Here is a 22040-nt window from a genome sequence, read left to right as displayed (position 1 = left end):
CGTCGATACCAACCGCGATGATATCCATGGTCACCCTTCCTTGCCTAATCGGGCTTCGCACTTTGCGGCCCAGGCGACTGTTCGGGTTCAATGGACTAACGGACGGGGCACCTCTCTCACCCACGGCCTGCAACGACCTGGGGGTTTGCGGGCTCCCGTCCGTCACCGCAACGTCTACAATAGCAGACCTGCGGCGCTTCGACTTACAAGGGGTTCTCTCCGCGGGTGAATCTCTCACAGTAGTTCACGTGGATAGATACCCCTCATCCGGCGCTTCGCGCCACCTTCTCCCGCAAGGGGAGAAGGTGCACCTTTGATGCCGCGTCAGTTCGGTCTACTCTCTCCCGATAGACAAATCGGGGGCAACCGATGACCGGCGCCATCAAACCGTTTCGCATCGCCATCAGCGACGACATTCTCACCGACCTCAAATCCCGCCTCGCCCGCACGCGCTGGCCGGAGGCGGAGCTGGTCGACGACTGGAGCCAGGGCGCGCCGCTGAAATGGATCCAGGAGATCTGCGCCTACTGGGCCAACAGCTATGACTGGCGCGCCCGCGAGGCAAAGCTCAACCGCTTCGACCAGTTCACCACCGAGATCGACGGGCTCGATATCCACTTCCTGCATGCGCGCTCGAAGGAGCCGTCGGCGCTGCCGCTGATCATCACCCACGGCTGGCCCGGCTCGATCGTGGAATTCCAGAAGGTGATCGGGCCGCTGGTCGATCCTGCCGCGCATGGCGGTAATCCCGCGGATGCGTTTCACGTGATCTGCCCGTCGCTGCCGGGCTTTGGCTTCTCCACCAAGCCAAGGACCACCGGCTGGGGCGTCGACCGCATCGCCGCGACCTGGGCGAAGCTGATGGATCGGCTCGGTTACGCGCGTTACGGCGCGCAGGGCGGCGACTGGGGCTCGGCGGTGACGACGTCGCTGGGCGCACAGGACGCCGGGCATTGCGCCGGCATCCACATCACGCTCGCTTTCAACGCGGCGCCGAAGGTCGAGGGCGAGCCGACGGCGGAAGAGAAGCGCGCGCTCGCCGGCCTGAAGCATTATGTCGATCTCGATTCCGGTTATTCCAAGCAGCAATCGACGCGGCCGCAGACGCTCGGCTATGGCCTGACGGATTCGCCGAGCGGGCAGGCGGCCTGGATTTTGGAAAAATTCTGGGCCTGGACCGATTGCGACGGCGATCCCGAAAACATTTTTGACAAGGACGAGCTGCTCGACAACGTCATGCTCTATTGGGCGACGGAGACGGCGACCTCCTCCGCGCGGCTCTACTGGGAGAGTTTTGGCAAGCGCCGCACCACGCCCAAGGTCAACGTGTCGACCGGCGTCGCTGTGTTCCCCAAGGAGATCATCACGCCGGTCAGGCGCTGGATGGAGCCGAACTTTCCTAACATCACGCACTGGAGCGAGTTGGGGAAGGGCGGGCATTTCGCCGCATTCGAGCAGCCGGAGCTGTATGTTGGCGACGTCAGGAAATTCTTCCAGACGGTGCGCCGTTAGGGGATGCCTCCGCATCGTCATGCCCGGGCTTGTCCCGGGCTCCCACGCGCTTAAACTCAGGTCGAAACAAGAACGTGGATGGCCGGGACACGCCCGGCTGTGACGACGCTGCCGGGAAACGACCATGCTGACCGAAGCCGCAACCTACGACGAGCTCTATCGTAACTTCCGCTGGGACGTCCCGGCGCGCTTCAACATGGCGGAAGCGTGCTGCGACCGCCATGCCGACGGCACGGGCCGCCTCGCGCTGGTCTATGTCGACGAGGACGGCGCGACCACGCGCACCTCCTTCGACGAGGTCGCGGAGATGTCGCGCCGCTTCGCCAATGTGCTGAAGGCCGATGGGCTTGTGCGCGGCGACCGCGTCGCGGTGTTCCTGTCGCAGTCGCTGGAGCTGCCGATCGCGCATATGGCCGCGTTCCGCTCCGGGCTGATCTCGATCCCGCTGTTCGCGCTGTTCGGCGAGGACGCGCTGGAATTCCGCCTGTCGAATTCGCAAGCAAGAGCCATCATCACTGATGAGGCGGGCTGGGAGAAGCTCACGAAGGTCCGCGATCGGCTGCCCTATCTGCAGGACATCTATGTCACGAGCGGCGCGGTCCACGCCGGCGCAAAACCGTTCTGGTCGGCGATCGAAACCGCGTCCGAGGACTTTGCGACCGTCGACACCTCCGCCGATGACCCCGCCCTGATCATCTACACGTCAGGCACGACGGGCAATCCAAAGGGCGCGCTGCATGCGCATCGCGTCGTGCTCGGCCACTTGCCGAATGTCGAGATGTGTCACAACTTCCTGCCGCGCCCCGGCGATCTGATGTGGACGCCGGCGGACTGGGCGTGGATCGGCGGCCTCGTCAACGGCCTGTTCGCGTTCTGGTATCACGGCATCCCCCTGGTCGGTCACCGCGCGCGAAAGTTCGAGCCGCAGGCGGCGATGCAGATGATGGCCGACCTCGGTGTCCGCAACGTCTTCCTGCCGCCCACCGCGCTGAAGCTGATGCGGCAGGCCGGCGTGAAGCATCCGGGCGTCAAGCTGCGCAGCATTTTCACCGGCGGTGAATCTCTCGGCGGCGAGCTGCTCGGCTGGGTGCGCGAGACGTTCGGCATCGATGCGCACGAGGTGTTCGGCCAGACCGAGTGCAACCTCGTGATCGGCAGCAACTCCAACCTGTTTCCGATCCGCCCGGGTTCGATGGGCAAGGCGACGCCGGGCTTCGACGTCCGCATCGTCAACGACAAGGGCGAGGAACTGCCCACGGGGCAGCGCGGCATCATCGGCGTGCGCCAGCCATGCCCGTGCACGATGCTCGAATACTGGCGTAATCCGGACGCGACGGCAAAGAAATATGCCGGTGAATTCCTGCTGACCGGCGATCTCGGTACCCGGGATGAGGACGGCTATTTCTGGTATGCCAGCCGCGAGGACGACGTCATCACCACCGCCGGCTATCGCGTCGGCCCGTCCGAGATCGAGCACACGCTGATGAAGCATCCGTCGGTGGCGATGGCGGCGGTGGTCGGCATCCCCGATCCGATCCGCACCGAATCGATCAAGGCCTGGATCGTGCTGCGTCCCGGCTTCGCGGCAAGCGACACGCTCGCGCGCGAGATCCAGGAGTTCGTGAAAGTGCAACTCGCCGCCCACGAATATCCGCGCTTCGTCGAGTTCGCGGAGACACTGCCGATGACGGCGACGGGCAAGGTGCTGCGGCGCGAGCTGCGGGCGCGGGGTTAGGCTCTTTCAGACAATGGCAAAGTCGTCTCAAGCTGCGGGGCTTCACCGCGCCTCACTTCCGAAGCTGCACGATCTCGATGCGGCGCTGGAGCTGATGTATTACGGCTGGCGCGGGATGACGCTGGAGGCCGACGAATATCTTGCGAAGCAGGGCCTGTCGCGTCCACACCACCGCATCCTCTACGTGGTGGCGCGCCGTCCCGATATCGCTATCGGCTCGCTGATCGAGATCCTCGGCATCTCCAAGCAGGCCCTGAACCGGCCGCTCAACCTGCTGCTGGAGCGCAAGCTCCTGACGTCGAAGCGGGCACCCGAGCAGCATCGCTCCAAGCTGTTGCGCCTGACGGAGGCCGGGCGACGCATCGAGCAAAAGGCATCGGATCACGAGCGCAAGGTCCTGCGCGAAGCGTTCGACCGTGCCGGGGCGTCGGGTGCGGCGGCATGGATGGCCGTCATGGGGGCGATCGCCGACAACAACTGACGATTTCTGAAGTCAACATGGTTGACATGAGGTGTGAGCTTTGCCACTTTCCCGGCAACGAGCCAGGGGAGGGCTCCGCCATGAGCGGACGGACAATCGATCGCGCAGCCGCCGAGCGCTTCGTCGCGGCATGGTGTGCGAGCTGGTGCCGGGTCGATATCGACGCGGTCGTCGCGCATTTCGCCGACGATGCGCAGATGCGCAGCCCTCTGGCACTATCGCTAACCGGTTCTCCGGTCGTCACCGGCGCCGAGAACATCCGCGCTTATTGGCGCGAGGCTTATGGCCACATCGAAAGCGCCGACCTGAAGATCCTGAGTTGGAGCTGGGACGAGGCGATCGCGCGCCTGACGGTGTGGTGGCAGCTCGGCGACACGCGCGCCAGCGAGTTCATGGATTTCGACGATGCGGGCCGCGTGGTGTGCAGCGAAGCCTTCTACGGAAAATGATCATGCACCTTTCGGATTTCGTCCTGCTCCTCAACACACTCTGGTTCGGCGGCGCGTTCATCCAGTTCAGCGTCGCCCAGGGCAACACGCTGAAGATCCTCTTGCCGCGTGAAGAGCGCAGCAATCCGATCGCGCCGACCCTGGCGGCCAGCGTGGCGTTCCTGGGCGGGATGAATCTGCCGATCGGGCTTTTGTCGTTCTACCTTCTGGCCGCTCGTCCGGCTTTCTTCCAGCCGATCGAGGCCCAGCTCGCGCTGTTCCTGTTCTTTGCCGCCTGCCACTTCAGCCAGTTCGCCTATAACCTTCCGGTCCTGATGCGCGGAGGGCGCGTCGGGGTGGCCTACTGGCCCGTGCTGAAAGGTCCGATGCTCAGGATCTTCGTCATCGACGCGGCTCTGTTCGCGGCCAATCTCGGCGTGGCGCTCCGGCTGGCGTTCTCTTCCTGATTTCAGCGCGGCGGCGCCGACAGGGCGGACCGCAGCATCGCGGCAAGATCCTTCCGCCGGAACGGCTTTGTCAGGATGCGGGCGTCGCCGACCCCGTCGGGCGTCTTGACGGGATTTTGGGTGTAGCCCGAGGTGAAGAGCACCTTGAGCCCGGGCCGCAAGCCGGTCGCTTGCCTGGCAAGCTCCGGCCCGAACATGCCGCCGGGCATCACGACGTCGGTGAGCAGCAGGTCGACGTCGCCGGGGCGGCGCAACAATTCGAGAGCCGCGGGACCGTTCGACGCCGCGATGACGCGATAGCCGAGCGTCTTCAGCTCGCTCTCGACATAGGCCCGAACCATGTCGTCGTCCTCGACGACAAGAATGGTCTCGCTTCCGTCGGGGGCGACGATCCGTTCCGCGGGTGACGGCTGCTCGTTTGGTGGCGTCGCAAGGCGGGGAAAGAACAGCCTGACGACGCTGCCTTGTCCCGGTTCGGACTGCATCTGCACAACGCCGCCGGATTGCCGCACAAAGCCGTAGACCATGCTCAGGCCGAGACCGGTGCCCTTGCCGACCTCCTTGGTGGTGAAGAACGGCTCGAACGCCCGGCTCGCCACCTCGGCGGTCATGCCGCTGCCGGTGTCGGTCACGGCCACCATGACGTAGTCGCCCGGCCGCGGCTCGCCATTGACGTCCAGGTCGGATTCACTGAGCGAGGTGTTGCGCGCCTCGATCGTCAGCTTGCCGCCGAGCGGCATGACGTCGCGCGCGTTGAGCACGAGATTGAGCAGCGCAGTTGTCAGCTCGCCGGGATCGACGCTGGTCAGCCACACATCCGGTTCGAGCGCGAAGGTGCATTCGATGTGCTCGCCCAGGGGCCGGCGCAACAGCTGCTCCATCTCGTGAATCTTCGCGGCGATGTCGATGTCTCGCGGCCTCAGGGGCTGCTTGCGCGCGAAGGCGAGCAGGCTCCGCGTCAGGTCGGAGCCGCGCTCGGCGGCGGTCGCGATGTCGTTGGCGATCCGGTGCAATTCCTTGTTGCCGGCCAGCCTGTCGGCAAGATGCTCGGAGTTGCCGAGAATGACGGTCAAGAGGTTGTTGAAATCGTGCGCCACGCCGCCGGTGAGCTGGCCCATGGCTTCCATCTTCTGGGATTGGCTGAGCTTGTGGCTGAGGTCGGCGATGGCGGCGCGTTGCTGCTCGAGCGACTCGGCGGTGTCGTTGAGCAGGGTCATCAATCCGCCCAGCTCGCCGCCCGGGTGGGGAGGCGGAATTCGCGCGCTGAGATCTCCGAGCCCAAGTTTCTTCGCCATGGTGGCGAGACGTCCGACCTGGCGCCCGACGCTCACGGTCGCAAGGATCCAGACGGCCGCGAGCAGCAGCAGCGAGGCCACCGCGAGTATCGCCACATCCTCGTAGAGCCGGCGATTCGCCGCGGCGACCAGTCCGTCCTTGGACCGTCCGACCATGATGTAGAGGCCGGCATCGCGGGTCGAAGGCGAGCGCGCGGCGACAGCCCAGACCTGCGTCCGGCCGTCGCGATCGGTCACCTCCTGATACGCCTTCCGGTCCGGCGTTGCAGCGAAGCGGAGCAGATCGGATCCCGCGATCGACGTGCCGACCGGCTCGGTCCATCCTCCGCGGGAGGGGGCGACCAGAACCGTTCCCTTGCTGTCGAGGAGCAGGATCTCCTTCTGGCCGAGCAGCCGCTTGTCGTGAAACTCCGCGAATTTGCGCAGGTTGAAGGAGGCGAGCAGGATCAGCTTCAGGGCGCCCGTCTCCGATCGCACCGGATAGGCGATCTGGAGCACCGATAGTCCGGTCAGCCGGCCGAATACCGGCTCGAGCGCGACGCCGCGCGACACCAGGGCCTGCTTGAAATAGGCGCGATCCCGGAGGTCGAGGGTGCGGTTGGTCCGCAGCGAATCGCAGAACAGGCTACCGTCGGGATCGATGGTCAATATCCCGGTGAACTGTGGGTATTCCTCGCGCACCTCCGACAGGAATGCCGAACACGCCGCCTTGTCGCGCGTGTCGAGGTCGCGTGCACGGGCGAGACCATAGTGAAGCTGCGCGGTGCCCTGGATCTTCTCGTCCAGGTCGCTTGCAATGTCGTCGGCTGTTGCGGTCAGATTGGCCAGGGCCGCGTTGATTTCGCTGCTGCGATTTTGCACGAAGCGCAGCCCGACAAGGATGGCCGGCACCAGCATGGCCGCAATGACGAGTATCAGTAGCCGGGTACGCAAGCTCATCGGTCGGGCGGTCCAATTTGGTCGTCGCGCGTGCTGGTTCGAAGATGCAATCTGCGGCACCACCCTCCGCTCAGTCCATAGGCATCGCGCCGAAAAAGCCCTCGCGCGGAAAATTTCGGGCGCGCACATCACGGATGAGTCCCCGGAAGGTTCGCCCGCGAGGCTCTGTCGGGCTGGTGTCGGGCCTCCCGGGATACCGTCATCCCGCAATCAACGCGCGCGTGCGCGCAGGTCGCGAGGGCGCTAATATCGGGATCGCGCGCGACGGAGATCGTGCCGGTGACGAGGAGAGGAGCCGCATGTCGATCTCGGGCAAAGTCGATCCGGTGGTGCGTCCCGTGGTGGCGACCGACATCGCCGAGGCGCTGGTCGAGGGTTTGCGCGATTTCCAGGCGCAGCCGCTCTACGGGCTCTGCTTCGGCGCGCTCTACGCAGGCGGCGGCATCGCCATCGTGCTCTGCCTCACGGCCTTCGGCATGGTCTATCTCGTCTATCCTCTTGCGGCCGGCTTTGCGCTGATCGGGCCGTTCGTGGCGATCGGTCTGTACGAGGTCAGCCGCCGCCGCGAGCGCGGCGAGCCGGTCTCCTTCGGTGCGATCTGGTCGGCGATACGCGCGCGCAGCGAGATCGGCTGGATGGCCTTCGTCACGCTGTTCGTGTTCGTGATCTGGATGTACCAGGTGCGGCTGCTCATCGCGCTGCTGCTCGGCCTGCACGCCTCGTTCTCGAGCTTGCAGGAATTCATGACGGTGGTGCTGACGACGAACGAGGGCCTGCTGTTCCTCGTCATCGGCAACGCGGTCGGTGCCGCGCTGTCGCTGATCTTGTTCTCGCTGACGGTGGTGTCGTTTCCGCTGCTGCTCGACCGCGAGGTCGATTTCGTCACCGCCATGGTGACGAGCGTACGCGCGGTGGTGACCAGCCCGCTGCCGATGATCTCGTGGGCCGCGGTGATCGTGATGCTGCTGATCGTCTCGGCGCTGCCGTACTTTCTCGGACTGGTCGTGACGCTGCCCGTGCTCGGACATGCGACATGGCACCTTTACCGGCGGTTGGTGGTGCCGGTGACGTAAAGGGGAAGCCGGACGCAACGGAAGCGAGCTATTCGCCCGTTGCCAGGCGGCGAGCGCCGGATGAGGTCAGCTCGAGTTCGCCGAGCCGCCTGATCGCATAACCCAAATTGGCCAGACGTTCGCCGTGCGCGTGCGGAATGTCGTCTTGACCCTTGCCGACCAGGGCCAAGGACGCAAATTCATCGACGGTGAGCGCTGGGGTGCTGTCTGTCATCAGGCAACCTCGTCGGTCCATACCTTGAAATTGAGCAGGGTATTCGGACCGAAGGTCTGGACGATCGGGACGTCTGCGGCATCGCGCCCCTGCGCAATCAGCACGCGGCCGATCCGCGGCGTATTGTTGCGCGGATCGAACATGTGCCAGCTTCCACCGACGAAAGCCTCGAACCAGGCGGCGAAATCTCCAGCAGGCCACGGTTGTGGGGTGCCGATGTCGCTGAGGTAGCCGGTACAGTAGCGCGCCGGAATGTTCATGCTGCGGCAGAACGCGATGGCGAGATGGGCATAGTCACGGCACACGCCCTTGCCTTCGTCGTAGGCTTCCCGGGCTGTCTTGGTCGCACGCGCGTGCTCATGGCCGAACGTGATGTGGCGATGAACAAAATCGCAGATGGCCTGGACCCGCGCCCAGCCCGGCGGCGTCTGTTCGAACAACTTCCATGCGATATCCGACAGGCGATCGGTCTCGCAGTAGCGACTGCCGAGCAGATAGACGAGCGTGTCGGCCGGCAGTGCTTCGACGGCGTGCTGAAACGCGTTCGGAAACACCGGGTCGGGCAGGCCGCTGTCGCGAACGACGCCATCGCCGGCAAGACGGAAGGTGCCGGCCGGCGCAACGATGCGGCTGCACCAATTGCCGAAGAGGTCGCGATAGGGATTGATCGCCACCGAAGGTCGGGTGGTCAGCAGGTCGGGCACGACGATATCCGAGGCGCGCGTGAAGTGCGTGCCCAACACCATGATCATAGGCGTCGGCTGCGGGAACTCGTACAGCATCTCGAACCCGACGCGGAGCTTCATACGAACTTCTTTCTCTTGGCTAAGCTCCCAACATGGCTACGAAGCGATCGAACACAAGGCATTCACGGCCTTATTCGATCGAGAGCGGCATTTGGCGCTTCAAAAGCGCGGCGCGGGCGAGAAAACGATAGCTAATTGCGGCGATTGCGCGCACGGTGCGCCAATGTCGGAAAGAGCGGTCGTCTCTGCGCACACGCTGCGTCACGACGATCCGCGCGCGACTTGAAACGACTCATTCTTCGCACCGGCGGAGCCTTCTCATCGCGACGTCGTAACGGCGATCGTCGCGCTTATTGCCACTTCCCGCGGGCGAGCCGGACGCAGCAGGCGTGCCGCGGACGCCTGAAAAATTCCACAGCGGTTCGATACGAGATCGAACGTCAACCGAAAGCACATGATGCAAACTCTCTCCCCACGGCACGTCAAGACAGACGAAGCGCTCCGGCTCGGCGTGGAGTCAGGCTGGTACGCGATCAAGGTCAGCGGGACCTTCGTCTCGGGCCCGCACGACTCGGAAGGGGATTGCCGTCGCAAGATCGACGAGATTCAACCACCGGTGAAGAAGAAGCGATAACAGCGCCGATTTCGGCTGCTACGGCGTCTTGATCCCCATCGCCTTCAACGCCGCCAGCATCTGCGCTGGCGGTGTCATTTTGATCTGCGGCGCCTTGCCGGTTTCCAGCAAACTCTTCAGTCCCGACAGGATCGCGGGCCAGCCGGTGCGGCCGCCGGAGAGGATGTCGTCGCTGAGCGGGCGGTCGTGACGTTCGCTCATGGTGAGGCGGACGGCCTCGCCGGCTTGCTCGATCTCGTAGGTGACGAGCGTGGTGCCGAGCTTTGCGACGAGGTCGGGCCAGTTGACGTTCCACGTCACCGTCAGCTTCTTCGGCGGATCGTATTCGAAGACTTCACCGGAGATGTGCTCGGAACCGTCAGGCGCGCGCACGGTGAAACTGCCGCCGAGCCTCCGTTCCATCTCCACCGCAAAGCCGGAAAAGTACTTCTTGCTGAACTCGGCCGAGGTCAGCGCTTCCCACACCTTCTCCGGCGTGGAGACGATGTAGATGGTGTAGACCGTCAGCGGTTTGAACTGATCGAGGTTCATTTTGCGTCGAATCCCTTGTTGAGCGCGGCGCGGGGAATGCCGAGCAGCTTGCCGGTCTCGAGCAGGCTCTTGAGCTGGGACAGGATCGCCGGCCAGCCGTTGGAGACGGCGCCGAGATGTTTGCCACCCTCGACGAAGCCGTCATGCAACACGGTCAAACGCACGAGCGAGCCGAACGGTTCGATCGTGAAGACGACGCGCGATATCGGCTCGCCGCGCAGCTCTTCGAACTTCTGGTGCTTGAAGCTGTAGGACAGGCGGCGCGGCGGATCGGCCTCCAGAATCTCGCCGGAATCGGTGACCTCGCCGTCGAGCGTGAGCGCGAAGGGTGAGCCGACCTTCCAGTCCGACCTGACCTCGGCGCCGAACCAGTATTGCCTGGTGAACTCGCTCGACGTCAGCGCCTCCCACAGCTTCTCCGGCGTGGTCTCGATATAGCTCACGTAGACGAATTGGGGCTTACTCATCGCGCTTCTCCAACTGACGTTTCAACTCGCTGAGCGCGGCGAGCTTGCCGCGCTCGAATTTCCTGATCCAGCGTTCGCCGATCTGATGGATCGGCACCGGATTGAGGTAATGCAGCTTCTCGCGGCCATGCCTGATGGTCGTGACCAGGTTGGCCTCTTCGAGAATGACAAGGTGCTTGGTCACGGCCTGGCGCGTCATCGCGAGGCCCTCGCAGAGTTCGTTCAGCGTCTGGCCGTTCCTGGCGTGAAGCCTGTCCAGCAGCGACCGTCGTGACGCATCGGCGAGCGCTTTGAAGACCTCATCCATGGCGGCGATAATATGCAACCAAATGGTTGCATGTCAAGATGGTGTCTTTGGCGCCCGGAAATGGCTGTGCTAGCCTTGAAGCTCAGCCAACGCAGATTGGTTCCGGGAGAGCTTTGATGTTCCGTTGCTTCTCACTCGCTGTAGGCCTTGTCCTTTTCGCCTGCAGCACCACGGCCCAGGCACAACAGAAGCAGACCATCGGCGCGCCGCCGGAAGCGTCCAATATGAAGCTGGTCGGCACCAACGACCTGCAGGCGCGCAGTGCGTACCAGCCGACCATCCATCACCAGGGCGATCGCTGGATCGCCTATATCGGCCATCACGGCGGCACCGACGACGTGCCCGCGCCCGTCAACCCGATGACGGGGCAGGCCGAACCGAACGGAACGTCCATCGTCGACGTCACCGATCCCGCGCGTCCAAAATATCTGCGGCATCTGCCGGGACAGGACGGCAAGTACGAATCCGGCGGCGCGCAGATGGTAAGGGTTTGCGACGGCAAGTCGCTGCCGAAGGGCGATCCCAATGCGGTCTACATGCTCCGCACCTTTGGCAGCGAGGCGCATGAGATCTGGAACGTCGCCGATCCCGCAAATCCCGTGCTCGTTACCCGCATCGGCGGGCTGAAGGACACCCACAAGAGCTGGTGGGAGTGCGACACCGGCATCGCCTTTCTCGTCTCCGGCGCGCCGGACTGGCGCACGCGGCGCATGACGCAGGTGTACGACCTCAGCGATCCCGCGCATCCGCAGAAGATCCGCGACTTTGGCCTGCCCGGCCAGGAGCCCGGCTCGACCGGCGCCGTACCGACCGAATTGCACGGGCCGATCTCGACCGGGCCCGACGGCAATCGCGTGTTCTTCGGCTACGGCACCAACAAGGGCGGCATTTTGCAGATCGTCGATCGCGACAAGTTGCTGAACGGGCCGAAGGAGCCGACGCCGGACAATCTGCGCTATCCCGAGATTTCGCGCATGCCGATGTCCGCCTTCAACGGCGCGCATACGACGTTCCCGATGCTCGACATGCCGGTCGCCGAATTCGCCGAGGACAAGGACGGCAAGACCCGCGACATCGTCATGATCGTCGACGAGGCGATTCTGAACGAATGCGGCGAGGCGCGGCAGATGGTGTGGTTCGCCGACGTCACCACCGAGACGCGGCCGATGATGATCTCGAGCTACACCGTGCCGGAGGCGGGTGGACAGTTCTGCCAGCGCGGCGGCCGCTTCGGCTCGCACTCCTCGAACGAGAGCATGGCGCCGGTCTATTACAAGAAGATGGCCTTCATCGCCTTCTTCAATGCGGGCGTGCGGGCGCTCGACATCCGCGATCCCTATCATCCGAAGGAGGTCGGCTATTTCATCCCGGCGATCACGCAAGCCACCGACAAACGCTGCATTCCCGTCGAGGGCGGCGAGCGTTGCAAGGTCGCGATCCAGACCAACAATGTCGAGACCGATGATCGCGGCTACATCTACATCGTCGACCGCGCCAACACCGGCCTGCATATCCTCGAACTGACCGGACCGGCGCGCGCGGCCGCCGGCCTGCCGAGGAACTGACGATGCGGCGCGGGGCGGCGATTGCGGCCGTGGCCATCGCGCTCGGTGTGTCCGGCGTCGGGGCCTATCGGCTGGCGCCGGCGGCGGAATCGGCGGGCTGGCGCGAAATCGCCTGGCCGTTCCCGCGCGACGGCTGGCCCGCCGGCCGCGCGTTCCGCTGCGACGGCGCCTGCGCGGGCACCGAGCTCTACGTGCGCGCCAAGCGTGGCTTCTGCAATTGCGACCGCGGCGTCGCCGACGATGACGAGGTAGATCGCGTTGCCGACATCGATCTGATCAGCCCGCGCTTTGCCGCCGTCGCGCCGGGCGAGGAGGTGGGTCTTGGCGAGATGCGCGGCCGTGCCAGGCGCTATGATCTCGATATGCCCGACCGCGTCCGTCATGCCGCGATCGGCATCGCCGTCTCGCGCCGCTGCGATCTCTTCGTCGCTGCGGCCCAGGGGCGTGGCGAAGCAGGCGCCGTGCAACGCGCAGCGCTGGCGTTCCTGGAGACGCCGGAGATGAAGGTATGGGCGACCGCGGCGCTGGACGGACAGTGAGTGTCATGCATTAATGCGCCAAACCGCTCTCAGCGAGTCCTCCCCATGATGTCCATGCAAGCCTATTTCGCCTTCGTCGCCGCCTGCATTGCGCTGGCCTTGCTGCCGGGGCCGATCGTCACCCTCGTCGTCGCCAACGGCCTGCGTCACGGCACGCGCGCGGCGTTGACCAATGTCGCGGGCGCGCAGGCCGGGCTCGCCATCGTCATCGGCATCGTCGCAGTCGGCCTGACCTCGCTGATGGCGACCATGGGCTACTGGTTCGACTGGGTGCGCTTTGCCGGCGCCGCCTATCTGATCTGGCTCGGCATCAAGCTGATCTGGGCGCCGGTCGAAGGCCTCAATGTCGACGAGCCGCCGGCGCCGCCGCGCGGCGGGTTCTTCCTGCAAGGTTTCCTTGTGCTGCTGTCGAACCCGAAAGTGCTGATCTTCTTCGGCGCCTTCATTCCGCAGTTCATGGACATGAACCGCGACCACTTCCCGCAAGTCGCGGTGCTGGGCGCAACCTTCATGGTCACCGCGGCGATGACGGATGCGCTCTACGCTCTCGCCGCGGGGCGTGCCCGAAAGTTCTTCTCGGCCCGCCGGACGCGGCTGATGTCGCGCATCTCCGGCGGCTTCATGATCGGCGGCGGTATCTGGCTGGCGCTGACACGGGCAAAATAACCTCCCTCGTACCGGTTCGCGCTTGAACCCTTCGCGGCGGCGATGCGTCCAATCGGGCATTGCCGCTGACGAAGGAATTTGGCCGTGCCCGATCTGCCCTGGTTCGTCTATGCGATGCTGTTCGCACCGCTCGGGCTGTTACTGGTCGCCTCCGTTGTGAAGACCTGGCAGGTGCGCGAGGCGCGAAGCTGGCCGCAGGCATCGGGCAAGGTCGTCCGCTCGGTCGCCGAGGTGCGCGAGGTCAGGGTGTCCGACAGCGACCGCGAGGAAGGCTATCGGCTCGAGAGCCGCAATTTTGCGAACGTGACTTACGAATATCCGGTCGGCAGCCGCAAGCTGAGCTGTAACCGCATCTCGATCGGCGAGGACCTCGGCAATTTCGAGGTCGCCGAGAAGCTTGCAAAATATCCCGCCGGCAGCATCGTCACCGTCTATTACAATCCGCGCCATCCCGATCAGGCGGTGCTCGAGCGCGACCTGCCCAAGGGGCTGTGGGGCTGCCTCGGCATCGGCACGTCGATCGCGTTTGGCATCGTGTTCGGCTCGGCGTTCGGTCTCAACCAGACTTATGCCTACCTTGCGCACCACATCGGGCGGCCCGATCTCGCGGGCCTCGTCGTCGGCTTCGGCGCGTTCGGCCTCGTCATCGCGCTGATGGGGTATGGGGTGCGGCGGCAGGCGTTGAAGGCGGCGCGCTGGCCGGTGGTGCCGGGCACGATCAAGCTGTCGGGGATCGAGCAATATCACGAGGCCAGCGAGCCGGGCGAGCGCCGCGGCACCGAGATGTTCGGCAAGCGCGTGACCTACACCTATCGCTATCAGAATATCAGCTACACCAATGAATGCGCGCGCGTCGCGGCCGGGACGCAGTCCGGGTCCGACGAGATGTTGAAGAAGCTGATGTCGCGCTACAAGCACGGCGCGACCGTCGAGGTGCGCGTCAATCCCGACAACCCGGCCGAGGCAACGCTCGATACAAGCGGTCCCGTCCGCATCGCCTGGCTGCTGTGGGGTGTCGCTGCGATTTTCGCTGCGCTCGCGGTGTTCGTCGCGACGCGGGGCGGGTGAGCCTGAGACAAATGCTTAGCAGCTTCGTCGTACTCTGCTGCGCTCCCTCCCCCGCAAGGGGGTAGGGAACACAGCGTGCCCTACACCAACAGCTCCGCCTTCAATTCCAGCTCGATCTCCGCAAAAATCCTCGCCAGCCGCTCCGCCCATTGCTGCTGGCCGGACTGATCCGCGATCAGATCCTGGCGGATCTCGATGCCGCTGTTGACGAGGCCGCGGGCTTCGCCGTGGACGGGGATGGTGTAGTCGCTGAGGTCGCTCACCGCATAGGGCTCGTTGTCGCCGACGACGAGATCGCCTTCAGCGCGCAGATGCTTCAGCAGCAGCTGCGGCAGCACGGTGTCGCGGTTATACAGCGCGGCGATGTGCCAGGGCCGGGCGACGCCGGCATAAACCGGCGTGAAGCTGTGCAGTGACACCAGCACCGTCGGCCGCTTGTCGTGCAGGCGGCGGTCGATCGCCGCATCGATGCGGCGGTGATAGGGCTCGAAGATCTCGCGCCGCCGCGCCGCGCGCTCGCCCTCGGTGATACCTTCGTTGCGCGGGATCGCGGTCGCCTCGGATATCACGGGGATCGAGCTTGCAACGCCGGGTGAGCGGTTGCAGTCGATGACGAGCCGCGAATAGCGCTGCGCGATCAGATGCGCATCGAGCATTTTTGCCAGCCGCTCGGCGACGCCGGCAATGCCGATGTCCCAGGCGATGTGCCGCGTCAGCTCGCTTGCCGCGACGCCGAGGTCGCCGAGCGCGCGCGGCAGAATCCGTCCGTAATGATCCGAGGTGAGCAGGAAGGGCGATGCCCCATCTGCATTGACCTCATGCACCGGCGGAATGTCCCCCGCGCCGAGCAGTTGATCGGTCGCGTCGGCCGTGTTCAAGTCCATCCTGATTGCCTATGGAAAAAGCAGCTACCGTCTGAATTGGGCAGCAATCGCTTGCAGGTCGGTCCACCCAAAATCATCATGATCGCCAGACGATGCCGTTGCCGGCGATTCATCACAAGACCAAATCTCGCTTGCCCCCGGGACTTCGCTGGGACGAGGAAACGTGCAGCTGTCGTTTCGCTCGATTGACGGCTATAGACACCCCATGACCTCCGATCGTCTTTTCGTCTACGGCACCCTGATGCGCGGCTTCGACCATCCGATGGCGCGGCTGCTTGCAGGACATGCGGACTTTTTGGGTGACGCGACGTGTCGCGGCCGGCTCGTTCTGGTGAAGCATTATCCCGGATTGCTGCTGTCGAACGCGGCGTCCGATGTCGTCCATGGTGAGCTTTTTCAATTGCGCGTGCCCGACGAGCTCCTGCGCGAGCTCGACATGTACGAGGCCTGCGGCGAGGGCTTTCCGGAGCCGACCGAATATCTGCGCAAGCTGATCGACGTGACGCTGCCTGATGGCACCACGGAGAAGGCCTGGACTTACGTCTACAATTGGCCCGTCACCGATCTGCCGCGCATCGAGTCCGGGCGCTTTCTCGAGCACTAGGCGCGGATGCGGACTTCACCTCTCCCGCGCAAGCGGAGCGAGGGATCGCACCTTCATCGTGGCCGGCGTTCGATCACTAAGCCGACAGCACTTCCTTCACCAGGCGCACGTCGATCTCGTGCTCGACGTAGCTCCACTCCTCGGTCTGCCTCAGCATCGCCACCAGCTCCTCGAACAGCGAGGCATCGGGGGGCGCGAACTCGAACCATGTCAGGAAGTCGAAGGGACCGCCGAGATCGCGGCTGTGATAGAGCTGCCGCGCGATGGCGGGCAGGAAACGAAGAGTGCTGGCGATGTGGTGCGACTTGTCCTCGAAGATCTTGCGGCGCTCTTCCTGCGTCAGCTCCCACCACGCCTCCGATTTGCGGATCGGAATCAGCGCCGCGGAAGTGGCCTCTAACCGGCCGAGCTCGGCCTGCACCGCGGTGAGCTGCTGCTTCTCGGCGCGCTCAGTGTAGCGCGGCGTGCTCGCAACGCCGACCAGCCGCCACGCATTGCGAGAGGGCACCAGGGGCAATGAAATCGCCTCGCTGTCGGTCACCGACAGCGCCGGCACGAAGGGCAGGGGCTCGCCCACCACGGGTGAAATCGAGGTCACACGCCAGCCCCCGCTGTGGCCGCCGCGAAACATCCTGAACATGGCCTATGGAAGCGCGGAACCGGTCCGGGTTCAAGTCTTTCCGCGGTCATTCCGGGCTCGATGCTTCGCATCGCCCCGGAATGACGCCTGTGCATAGGTCGAATAACCCGGATAAGCCGGACAAACCTGACTTTTGGGCAGGCCGCGCCTATATCCGTAACCCTTCGCCCGACTCACGTTGATTCGCGCCAGACCCAGAGCCCATGCGCTTCACGCCCCAGTTCCTCGACGAGCTTCGTGCCCGGCTTTCGGTCTCCGAAGTCGTGGGCAAGCGCGTGAAGCTGAAGAAGGCGGGGCGGGAATGGAAGGGGCTGTCGCCGTTCCAGCAGGAGAAGACGCCGTCCTTCTACGTCAACGACCAGAAGGGATTTTACCACGACTTCTCCTCCGGCAAGCACGGCGACATCATCACCTTCGTGATGGAGACCGACGGCCTGCCGTTCGCCGAGGCTGTGGAGCGGCTCGCCGGCATGGCGGGCCTGCCGCTGCCGGCGGTGACGCCGGATGCGGCGCGGCACGAGCAGCGGCGCCGCACGCTGCATGACGTCATGGAACTCGCTGCAAAATTCTTCGCCGAGACGCTGGCCTCGCGCGCCGGCGCCAAGGCGCGCGGCTATCTCGCCGATCGCGCGATCTCGCCGGCGACGCAAGTGCAGTTCCGCCTCGGCTATGCGCCGCCGCCACCCGAGCGTTTCGCGCTGAAGGAGCATCTCGGCAAGCTCGGCGTCTCCGTCGAGGACATGATCGAGACCGGGCTGCTCGTTGTCGGCAACGACATTCCCGTGCCCTACGATCGCTTCCGCGATCGCGTGATGTTTCCGATCACGGATCTGCGTGGCCGTGTCATCGCCTTCGGCGGGCGCGCGCTGGAGAAGGACGTTCCGGCAAAATACCTGAACTCGCCGGAGACGCCGCTCTTCCACAAGGGCGACAATCTCTACAATCACCAGACCGCGCGCAAAGCCACCCACGATGGTAGCGCGCTGATCGTGGTCGAAGGCTATGTCGACGTCATCGCCATGGTGACGGCAGGCTTTGCAGGTGCCGTGGCGCCGCTCGGCACTGCGCTGACCGAAAACCAGCTCGCGCTGCTCTGGAAGATGGCGGACGAACCGATCCTCTGCTTCGACGGCGACAGGGCCGGGCAGAAGGCGGCCTATCGTGCCGCCGACCTTGCCTTGCCATTTCTTGCGCCGGGCAAGAGCCTGCGTTTTGCGCTGCTGCCGGAAGGGCAGGACCCCGACGATCTCGCCCGCTCGGGCGGCCGCGGCGCGATCGAGGATGTCATCGCGGCGGCGAAGCCGCTCGCTGAGATGATCTGGTCGCGCGAACTCGAAGGCGGCAACTTTGCCACGCCCGAGCGCCGTGCCGCGCTCGAGGCGCGCGTCAAGGAGCTGTCCAACGGCATCCGCGACGAGGTGGTGCGGCGCTATTATCGCGACGATTTTGCCGAACGGCTTCGACGCACCTTCGCGCCTGAGGGCGGGCGCGGCGGTTTTGCCGGCCGGGGCAATTTCCAGGGCAATTCCGGCCGCTCCTTCCAGCCCCGCAGCGGGGGGCAGGCGAATCGATTCGGGGGGCAGGGATTCGGCAGCCAAGGGCGGCGTGGGGCCCCCGGTCCCGCCTTTATTCCCTCCGGCCCCTACCAGGCGGCGAGCCCCCAGCTGGCGGCAAGTCCGATCATGAAGGGCCAGCGCAGCGCCATATCCCGGCGCGAAGCCCTGATCCTGCAAATCCTGATCAACCACCCCTGGCTGCTGCACGACCACCTTGAAGAGGTCGCCGCCTTGGAGCTGGCCCATCCCGAGGCTCATAAGCTCCGGGCCGGCATCATCGCCGCCTTCGCCAACGACCACCACCACTCGCCGGACCCCGGCGAGCTGGCCGAGAAGATGCGAGCCGACATCGAGAAGGGCGGATTTTCACAGCTTCTTCAAAGGGTTGAGAATGGCATCACCACCGCGGCGGTGTGGGGTGCCCGCGAGGGCGCCGCCCGGGACGACGTTCTCTCCACCTGGCACCAGCTCGTTGCCTTGCATCGGCAATACCATTCACTACTTAGAGAACTGAAGGACGCCGAGCTGGCCTTGGGGGAGGACCCCAGCGAGGCCAATTTGGCGTGGCTGCGTGACGTCAAGGCTCGGATAGGAGAAGTCGACGGTACCGAGGCCCTGATCGAGGGTTTTGGCGAGCTGTCGGGCCGGTTCCAGAAGAGCGTGTGATGAAAGAATCATGCGGACGGCCGGGACCGGAACCGCTAAAAGACTCGCCAAATCCAAGGTTTGGCGGCAAAAACAGGGTTAATCGAGGCTTAACGGTCTTGTAGCACTTTGGCCACCAGGCGGCCGCAGGCAGAACAGACGCGTCAGGAATGAATCCGCGCAATCGCTGTTGGCACTACACCTGCATCCGCTGCGACAAAGAGGCTCACGAAGCGTTAGGCAAATCCGGCGAGAGAAAAGGTCGGGGTGGCGAGAGATATCCGCGCCGCCCTTTCCGTGTCGCGATCTGGCGAAGCGAGAGCGTCGAACAACAGGTTCAAGTGAATTCAGGCGGGCGGGCCGTTCGGCCTTCTGCATGAAGCGCGTTTAGGAGCAATGGATGGCCACCAAGGCAAAGACGCTGCAGGCGAAGGACAAAGAGAAAGACGACAAGGCAGCGGACGCGCCGGAGAAGGACTCCCAGGACGCGCCGTCGCCGTTGCTCGATCTGTCCGACGCGGCCGTGAAGAAGATGATCAAGCAGGCCAAGAAGCGCGGCTTCGTGACCTTCGATCAGCTTAACGAAGTTTTGCCGTCCGACCAGACCTCCCCCGAGCAGATCGAGGACATCATGTCCATGCTCTCGGACATGGGCATCAACGTCACCGAAGCCGACGATAGCGACGGCGAGGAGGACAAGGACGAGGGCGGCGAGGACGAGACCGACAACGAACTCGTCGAGGTCACCCAGAAGGCCGTCACCGAGGTCAAGAAGAGCGAGCCGGGCGAGCGCACCGACGACCCCGTGCGCATGTATCTGCGCGAGATGGGCACGGTCGAGCTCCTGTCCCGCGAAGGCGAAATCGCGATTGCGAAGCGCATCGAGGCCGGCCGCGAGGCCATGATCGCAGGCCTCTGCGAAAGCCCGCTGACCTTCCAGGCCATCATCATCTGGCGCGACGAGCTCAACGAAGGCAAGATCTTCCTTCGCGACATCATCGATCTCGAAGCGACCTATGCCGGGCCCGACGCCAAGGGCGGCATGAACACCGCGATGATCGGCGGTCCGACCGGCGAGAACGGCGAAGCGTCCGCCGAAGGCGGCGAAGCCGTTGTCGTGAACGGAGCTGCGCCGGCGCATGTCGCGCCGCCCGCCGCGCCGCCGTCGCCGACCCCGTTCCGCGCCGCGCCTGCGCCCGGCAATGCCGGCGAAGGCGAGAAGGATCCGGGCGAAGCCGCCGCCGAAGCCGACATGGACGAGGACGACGAGTTCGAGAACCAGATGTCGCTCGCGGCCATCGAGGCCGAGCTCAAGCCGAAGGTCGTCGAGATCTTCGACAAGATCGCCGACAGCTACAAGAAGCTGCGCAAGCTTCAGGAGCAGGACATCCAGAACCAGCTCGAGAGCACCTCGCACGGGCCCTCGCTGTCGCCGCACCAGGAACGCAAATACCGCAAGCTGAAGGACGAGATCATCGTCGAGGTGAAGTCGCTGCGCCTGAACCAGGCGCGTATCGACTCACTGGTCGAGCAGCTCTACGACATCAACAAGCGCCTCGTGTCGCACGAGGGCCGCCTGATGCGCCTTGCCGACAGCCATGGCGTCGCGCGTGAGGACTTCCTGCGCAACTACACCGGCTCGGAGCTCGACCCGCGCTGGCTCAACCGCGTCTCGAAGCTCTCGGCCAAGGGCTGGAAGAACTTCGTCCATATCGAGAAGGACCGGATCAAGGACCTCCGTCACGAGGTGCACCAGCTCGCCGCGCTCACCGGCCTCGAGATCGTCGAGTTCCGCAAGATCGTGCACTCCGTGCAGAAGGGCGAGCGCGAGGCACGCCAGGCCAAGAAGGAGATGGTGGAAGCCAACCTCCGTCTCGTGATCTCGATCGCCAAAAAGTACACCAACCGCGGCCTGCAGTTCCTCGACCTGATCCAGGAAGGCAACATCGGCCTGATGAAGGCCGTTGATAAGTTCGAATACCGCCGCGGCTACAAGTTCTCGACCTACGCCACGTGGTGGATCCGGCAGGCGATCACCCGCTCGATCGCCGACCAGGCGCGCACTATCCGCATCCCCGTGCACATGATCGAGACGATCAACAAGATCGTGCGCACCTCGCGCCAGATGCTCAACGAGATCGGCCGCGAGCCGACCCCGGAAGAGCTCGCCGAGAAGCTCGGCATGCCCTTGGAGAAGGTCCGCAAGGTCCTCAAGATCGCCAAGGAGCCGCTCTCGCTCGAAACCCCGGTCGGTGACGAAGAGGATTCACATCTCGGCGATTTCATCGAGGACAAGAACGCGATCCTCCCGATCGACGCCGCGATCCAGTCGAACCTGCGCGAGACCACGACGCGCGTGCTCGCCTCGCTCACGCCGCGCGAAGAGCGCGTGCTGCGCATGCGCTTCGGCATCGGCATGAACACCGACCACACGCTGGAAGAAGTCGGCCAGCAGTTCTCGGTCACCCGCGAACGTATCCGTCAGATCGAAGCGAAGGCGCTGCGCAAGCTGAAGCATCCGTCGCGGTCGCGGAAGCTGCGGTCGTTCCTGGACAACTAATTCGGATCGTCGTGCCCGGGCCAGTCCCGGGCATTCATCCAAACGAAAACGGCGGGCCGAAAGCCCGCCGTTTTCTATTTGTGCCGACGCTTCGCAAGTCGGACGGAGCCTACTTCTTCTTCGCGCCGACCCGGTCGAGGGTCTTGATTGCAAGCGGCGGGCGGCCGGACTTTTCCGCGATCTCGCGGTCCTGCTCCATGATGAAGCCGCGCGCGGGCTCGTCGCCGTCCAGGCCTCCGAGCAGCTCCGCAGGCACGCGCCGGTTGGAGCGTTGGGAGCCGTCTTCGTAGAAGACGTTGAAAAAGGCGAACTCGCCCTTGGGATTGGTTCCAGGTTTCTTGGCCATGGCGGGCTTGTCGTCGATCAGGGCGCCATAGTCAAATGACTTTGGCGGGTTTTCCGGTGGTCACACGGACCTGTCGCGGCGGTATCGGCTGCGCAATCGATCGATGAAGTCCGTTGCGGGATGTTCGGATGCGTCCGG

At 64.6% G+C, this 22040-nt stretch carries 22 protein-coding genes; 13 read left to right on the top strand and 9 right to left on the bottom strand.

Features of this window, described 5'->3' with window-relative positions; all coding sequences use genetic code 11:
* The first annotated feature begins 369 nt into the window (after positions 1-369).
* The 5 genes from AC1DW2_RS28075 to AC1DW2_RS28055 all read left to right on the top strand — a co-directional run bounded on the left by AC1DW2_RS28075 (position 370) and on the right by AC1DW2_RS28055 (position 4623).
* Positions 370-1512 (top strand): epoxide hydrolase family protein, encoded by a 1143-nt coding sequence (locus AC1DW2_RS28075; RefSeq protein WP_477007650.1) that lies wholly within the window; start codon positions 370-372, stop codon positions 1510-1512.
* Between the two features lie 124 nt (positions 1513-1636).
* Complete coding sequence (locus tag AC1DW2_RS28070) at positions 1637-3247, top strand: acyl-CoA synthetase (protein ID WP_477007649.1); 1611 nt, start codon at positions 1637-1639, stop codon at positions 3245-3247.
* Positions 3248-3260: 13 nt separating this feature from the next.
* The gene (locus tag AC1DW2_RS28065) at positions 3261-3728 is read left to right on the top strand and encodes a MarR family winged helix-turn-helix transcriptional regulator (protein WP_477007648.1); all 468 of its coding nucleotides are present in this window, start codon (positions 3261-3263) and stop codon (positions 3726-3728) included.
* An 80-nt stretch (positions 3729-3808) separates the two neighbouring features.
* Positions 3809-4177 (top strand): YybH family protein, encoded by a 369-nt coding sequence (locus AC1DW2_RS28060; protein WP_477007647.1) that lies wholly within the window; start codon positions 3809-3811, stop codon positions 4175-4177.
* Positions 4178-4179: 2 nt separating this feature from the next.
* Positions 4180-4623 carry a hypothetical protein gene (locus AC1DW2_RS28055; RefSeq protein WP_071917129.1) on the top strand — a complete coding sequence of 148 codons (444 nt, stop codon included), beginning with the start codon at positions 4180-4182 and terminating at the stop codon, positions 4621-4623.
* 2 nt (positions 4624-4625) lie between these two features.
* Here AC1DW2_RS28055 and AC1DW2_RS28050 read toward each other — a convergent pair whose 3' ends face one another.
* Complete coding sequence (locus tag AC1DW2_RS28050) at positions 4626-6857, bottom strand: ATP-binding protein (protein ID WP_477007646.1); 2232 nt, start codon at positions 6855-6857, stop codon at positions 4626-4628.
* A gap of 299 nt (positions 6858-7156) precedes the next feature.
* On the opposite strand from AC1DW2_RS28050, the gene AC1DW2_RS28045 reads away from it, so the two are divergent.
* Positions 7157-7930: a DUF2189 domain-containing protein gene (locus AC1DW2_RS28045; RefSeq protein WP_477007645.1), complete on the top strand. Its 774-nt coding sequence runs from the start codon at positions 7157-7159 to the stop codon at positions 7928-7930.
* A 28-nt stretch (positions 7931-7958) separates the two neighbouring features.
* Here the strand turns inward: AC1DW2_RS28045 and AC1DW2_RS28040 are convergent, their stop codons facing one another.
* The 5 genes from AC1DW2_RS28040 to AC1DW2_RS28020 form a co-directional block, all read right to left on the bottom strand.
* Positions 7959-8144, bottom strand: coding sequence for a hypothetical protein (locus tag AC1DW2_RS28040; RefSeq protein ID WP_477007644.1), 186 nt, complete (start codon positions 8142-8144; stop codon positions 7959-7961).
* Complete coding sequence (locus AC1DW2_RS28035; protein WP_354244414.1) at positions 8144-8950, bottom strand: transglutaminase-like domain-containing protein; 807 nt, start codon at positions 8948-8950, stop codon at positions 8144-8146. Before AC1DW2_RS28035 ends, AC1DW2_RS28040 begins: the two co-directional genes overlap by 1 nt.
* 592 nt (positions 8951-9542) lie before the next feature.
* Positions 9543-10055: an SRPBCC family protein gene (locus AC1DW2_RS28030; RefSeq protein ID WP_477007643.1), complete on the bottom strand. Its 513-nt coding sequence runs from the start codon at positions 10053-10055 to the stop codon at positions 9543-9545.
* On the bottom strand, positions 10052-10522 hold the full coding sequence (locus tag AC1DW2_RS28025) for an SRPBCC family protein (protein WP_477007642.1): 471 nt from the start codon (positions 10520-10522) through the stop codon (positions 10052-10054). The genes AC1DW2_RS28030 and AC1DW2_RS28025 overlap by 4 nt, the downstream gene beginning before the upstream one ends.
* Positions 10515-10829, bottom strand: coding sequence for an ArsR/SmtB family transcription factor (locus AC1DW2_RS28020; RefSeq protein WP_008544842.1), 315 nt, complete (start codon positions 10827-10829; stop codon positions 10515-10517). The genes AC1DW2_RS28025 and AC1DW2_RS28020 overlap by 8 nt, the downstream gene beginning before the upstream one ends.
* Before the next feature lie 116 nt (positions 10830-10945).
* On the opposite strand from AC1DW2_RS28020, the gene AC1DW2_RS28015 reads away from it, so the two are divergent.
* The 4 genes from AC1DW2_RS28015 to AC1DW2_RS28000 all read left to right on the top strand — a co-directional run bounded on the left by AC1DW2_RS28015 (position 10946) and on the right by AC1DW2_RS28000 (position 14667).
* Positions 10946-12394: an LVIVD repeat-containing protein gene (locus AC1DW2_RS28015; protein WP_477007641.1), complete on the top strand. Its 1449-nt coding sequence runs from the start codon at positions 10946-10948 to the stop codon at positions 12392-12394.
* A 2-nt stretch (positions 12395-12396) separates the two neighbouring features.
* Positions 12397-12933, top strand: coding sequence for a hypothetical protein (locus AC1DW2_RS28010; RefSeq protein WP_477007640.1), 537 nt, complete (start codon positions 12397-12399; stop codon positions 12931-12933).
* Between the two features lie 45 nt (positions 12934-12978).
* Positions 12979-13599, top strand: coding sequence for a LysE family translocator (locus tag AC1DW2_RS28005; protein WP_080586526.1), 621 nt, complete (start codon positions 12979-12981; stop codon positions 13597-13599).
* Between the two features lie 84 nt (positions 13600-13683).
* The gene (locus tag AC1DW2_RS28000) at positions 13684-14667 is read left to right on the top strand and encodes a DUF3592 domain-containing protein (protein WP_477007639.1); all 984 of its coding nucleotides are present in this window, start codon (positions 13684-13686) and stop codon (positions 14665-14667) included.
* A gap of 80 nt (positions 14668-14747) precedes the next feature.
* Here AC1DW2_RS28000 and AC1DW2_RS27995 read toward each other — a convergent pair whose 3' ends face one another.
* Positions 14748-15551 (bottom strand): N-formylglutamate amidohydrolase, encoded by an 804-nt coding sequence (locus AC1DW2_RS27995; protein WP_477007638.1) that lies wholly within the window; start codon positions 15549-15551, stop codon positions 14748-14750.
* 205 nt (positions 15552-15756) lie between these two features.
* Between AC1DW2_RS27995 and AC1DW2_RS27990 the strand changes: the two genes are divergently transcribed.
* Positions 15757-16155 (top strand): gamma-glutamylcyclotransferase family protein, encoded by a 399-nt coding sequence (locus AC1DW2_RS27990; RefSeq protein WP_028150696.1) that lies wholly within the window; start codon positions 15757-15759, stop codon positions 16153-16155.
* 76 nt (positions 16156-16231) lie between these two features.
* On the opposite strand, the gene AC1DW2_RS27985 is transcribed toward AC1DW2_RS27990, so the two are convergent.
* Positions 16232-16795 carry a chlorite dismutase family protein gene (locus AC1DW2_RS27985; RefSeq protein WP_028150697.1) on the bottom strand — a complete coding sequence of 188 codons (564 nt, stop codon included), beginning with the start codon at positions 16793-16795 and terminating at the stop codon, positions 16232-16234.
* A gap of 203 nt (positions 16796-16998) precedes the next feature.
* Between AC1DW2_RS27985 and dnaG the strand changes: the two genes are divergently transcribed.
* On the top strand, positions 16999-19017 hold the full coding sequence (dnaG, locus tag AC1DW2_RS27980) for a DNA primase (RefSeq protein ID WP_477007637.1): 2019 nt from the start codon (positions 16999-17001) through the stop codon (positions 19015-19017).
* Between the two features lie 379 nt (positions 19018-19396).
* On the top strand, positions 19397-21556 hold the full coding sequence (rpoD, locus tag AC1DW2_RS27975; RefSeq protein ID WP_038942760.1) for an RNA polymerase sigma factor RpoD: 2160 nt from the start codon (positions 19397-19399) through the stop codon (positions 21554-21556).
* Between the two features lie 109 nt (positions 21557-21665).
* Here the strand turns inward: rpoD and AC1DW2_RS27970 are convergent, their stop codons facing one another.
* The gene (locus tag AC1DW2_RS27970; RefSeq protein WP_028150700.1) at positions 21666-21902 is read right to left on the bottom strand and encodes a hypothetical protein; all 237 of its coding nucleotides are present in this window, start codon (positions 21900-21902) and stop codon (positions 21666-21668) included.
* Positions 21903-22040: the final 138 nt, after the last annotated feature.

The organism is Bradyrhizobium sp. P3_C3, assembly GCF_056402655.1.
The sequence above is the reverse complement of the archived record's forward strand: the minus strand, read 5'-3'. Positions and strand labels throughout refer to the sequence as shown.

Bases quoted from the DNA above. Each gene is read 5' to 3' on its own strand.
- AC1DW2_RS28075 (WP_477007650.1), top strand. From the start codon at position 370: ATGACCGGCGCCATCAAACCGTTTCGCATCGCCATCAGCGACGACATT.
- AC1DW2_RS28070 (WP_477007649.1), top strand. From the start codon at position 1,637: ATGCTGACCGAAGCCGCAACCTACGACGAGCTCTATCGTAACTTCCGC.
- AC1DW2_RS28065 (WP_477007648.1), top strand. From the start codon at position 3,261: ATGGCAAAGTCGTCTCAAGCTGCGGGGCTTCACCGCGCCTCACTTCCG.
- AC1DW2_RS28060 (WP_477007647.1), top strand. From the start codon at position 3,809: ATGAGCGGACGGACAATCGATCGCGCAGCCGCCGAGCGCTTCGTCGCG.
- AC1DW2_RS28055 (WP_071917129.1), top strand. From the start codon at position 4,180: ATGCACCTTTCGGATTTCGTCCTGCTCCTCAACACACTCTGGTTCGGC.
- AC1DW2_RS28050 (WP_477007646.1), bottom strand. From the start codon at position 6,857: ATGAGCTTGCGTACCCGGCTACTGATACTCGTCATTGCGGCCATGCTG.
- AC1DW2_RS28045 (WP_477007645.1), top strand. From the start codon at position 7,157: ATGTCGATCTCGGGCAAAGTCGATCCGGTGGTGCGTCCCGTGGTGGCG.
- AC1DW2_RS28040 (WP_477007644.1), bottom strand. From the start codon at position 8,144: ATGACAGACAGCACCCCAGCGCTCACCGTCGATGAATTTGCGTCCTTG.
- AC1DW2_RS28035 (WP_354244414.1), bottom strand. From the start codon at position 8,950: ATGAAGCTCCGCGTCGGGTTCGAGATGCTGTACGAGTTCCCGCAGCCG.
- AC1DW2_RS28030 (WP_477007643.1), bottom strand. From the start codon at position 10,055: ATGAACCTCGATCAGTTCAAACCGCTGACGGTCTACACCATCTACATC.
- AC1DW2_RS28025 (WP_477007642.1), bottom strand. From the start codon at position 10,522: ATGAGTAAGCCCCAATTCGTCTACGTGAGCTATATCGAGACCACGCCG.
- AC1DW2_RS28020 (WP_008544842.1), bottom strand. From the start codon at position 10,829: ATGGATGAGGTCTTCAAAGCGCTCGCCGATGCGTCACGACGGTCGCTG.
- AC1DW2_RS28015 (WP_477007641.1), top strand. From the start codon at position 10,946: ATGTTCCGTTGCTTCTCACTCGCTGTAGGCCTTGTCCTTTTCGCCTGC.
- AC1DW2_RS28010 (WP_477007640.1), top strand. From the start codon at position 12,397: ATGCGGCGCGGGGCGGCGATTGCGGCCGTGGCCATCGCGCTCGGTGTG.
- AC1DW2_RS28005 (WP_080586526.1), top strand. From the start codon at position 12,979: ATGATGTCCATGCAAGCCTATTTCGCCTTCGTCGCCGCCTGCATTGCG.
- AC1DW2_RS27995 (WP_477007638.1), bottom strand. From the start codon at position 15,551: ATGGACTTGAACACGGCCGACGCGACCGATCAACTGCTCGGCGCGGGG.
- AC1DW2_RS27990 (WP_028150696.1), top strand. From the start codon at position 15,757: ATGACCTCCGATCGTCTTTTCGTCTACGGCACCCTGATGCGCGGCTTC.
- AC1DW2_RS27985 (WP_028150697.1), bottom strand. From the start codon at position 16,795: ATGTTCAGGATGTTTCGCGGCGGCCACAGCGGGGGCTGGCGTGTGACC.
- dnaG (WP_477007637.1), top strand. From the start codon at position 16,999: ATGCGCTTCACGCCCCAGTTCCTCGACGAGCTTCGTGCCCGGCTTTCG.
- rpoD (WP_038942760.1), top strand. From the start codon at position 19,397: ATGGCCACCAAGGCAAAGACGCTGCAGGCGAAGGACAAAGAGAAAGAC.
- AC1DW2_RS27970 (WP_028150700.1), bottom strand. From the start codon at position 21,902: ATGGCCAAGAAACCTGGAACCAATCCCAAGGGCGAGTTCGCCTTTTTC.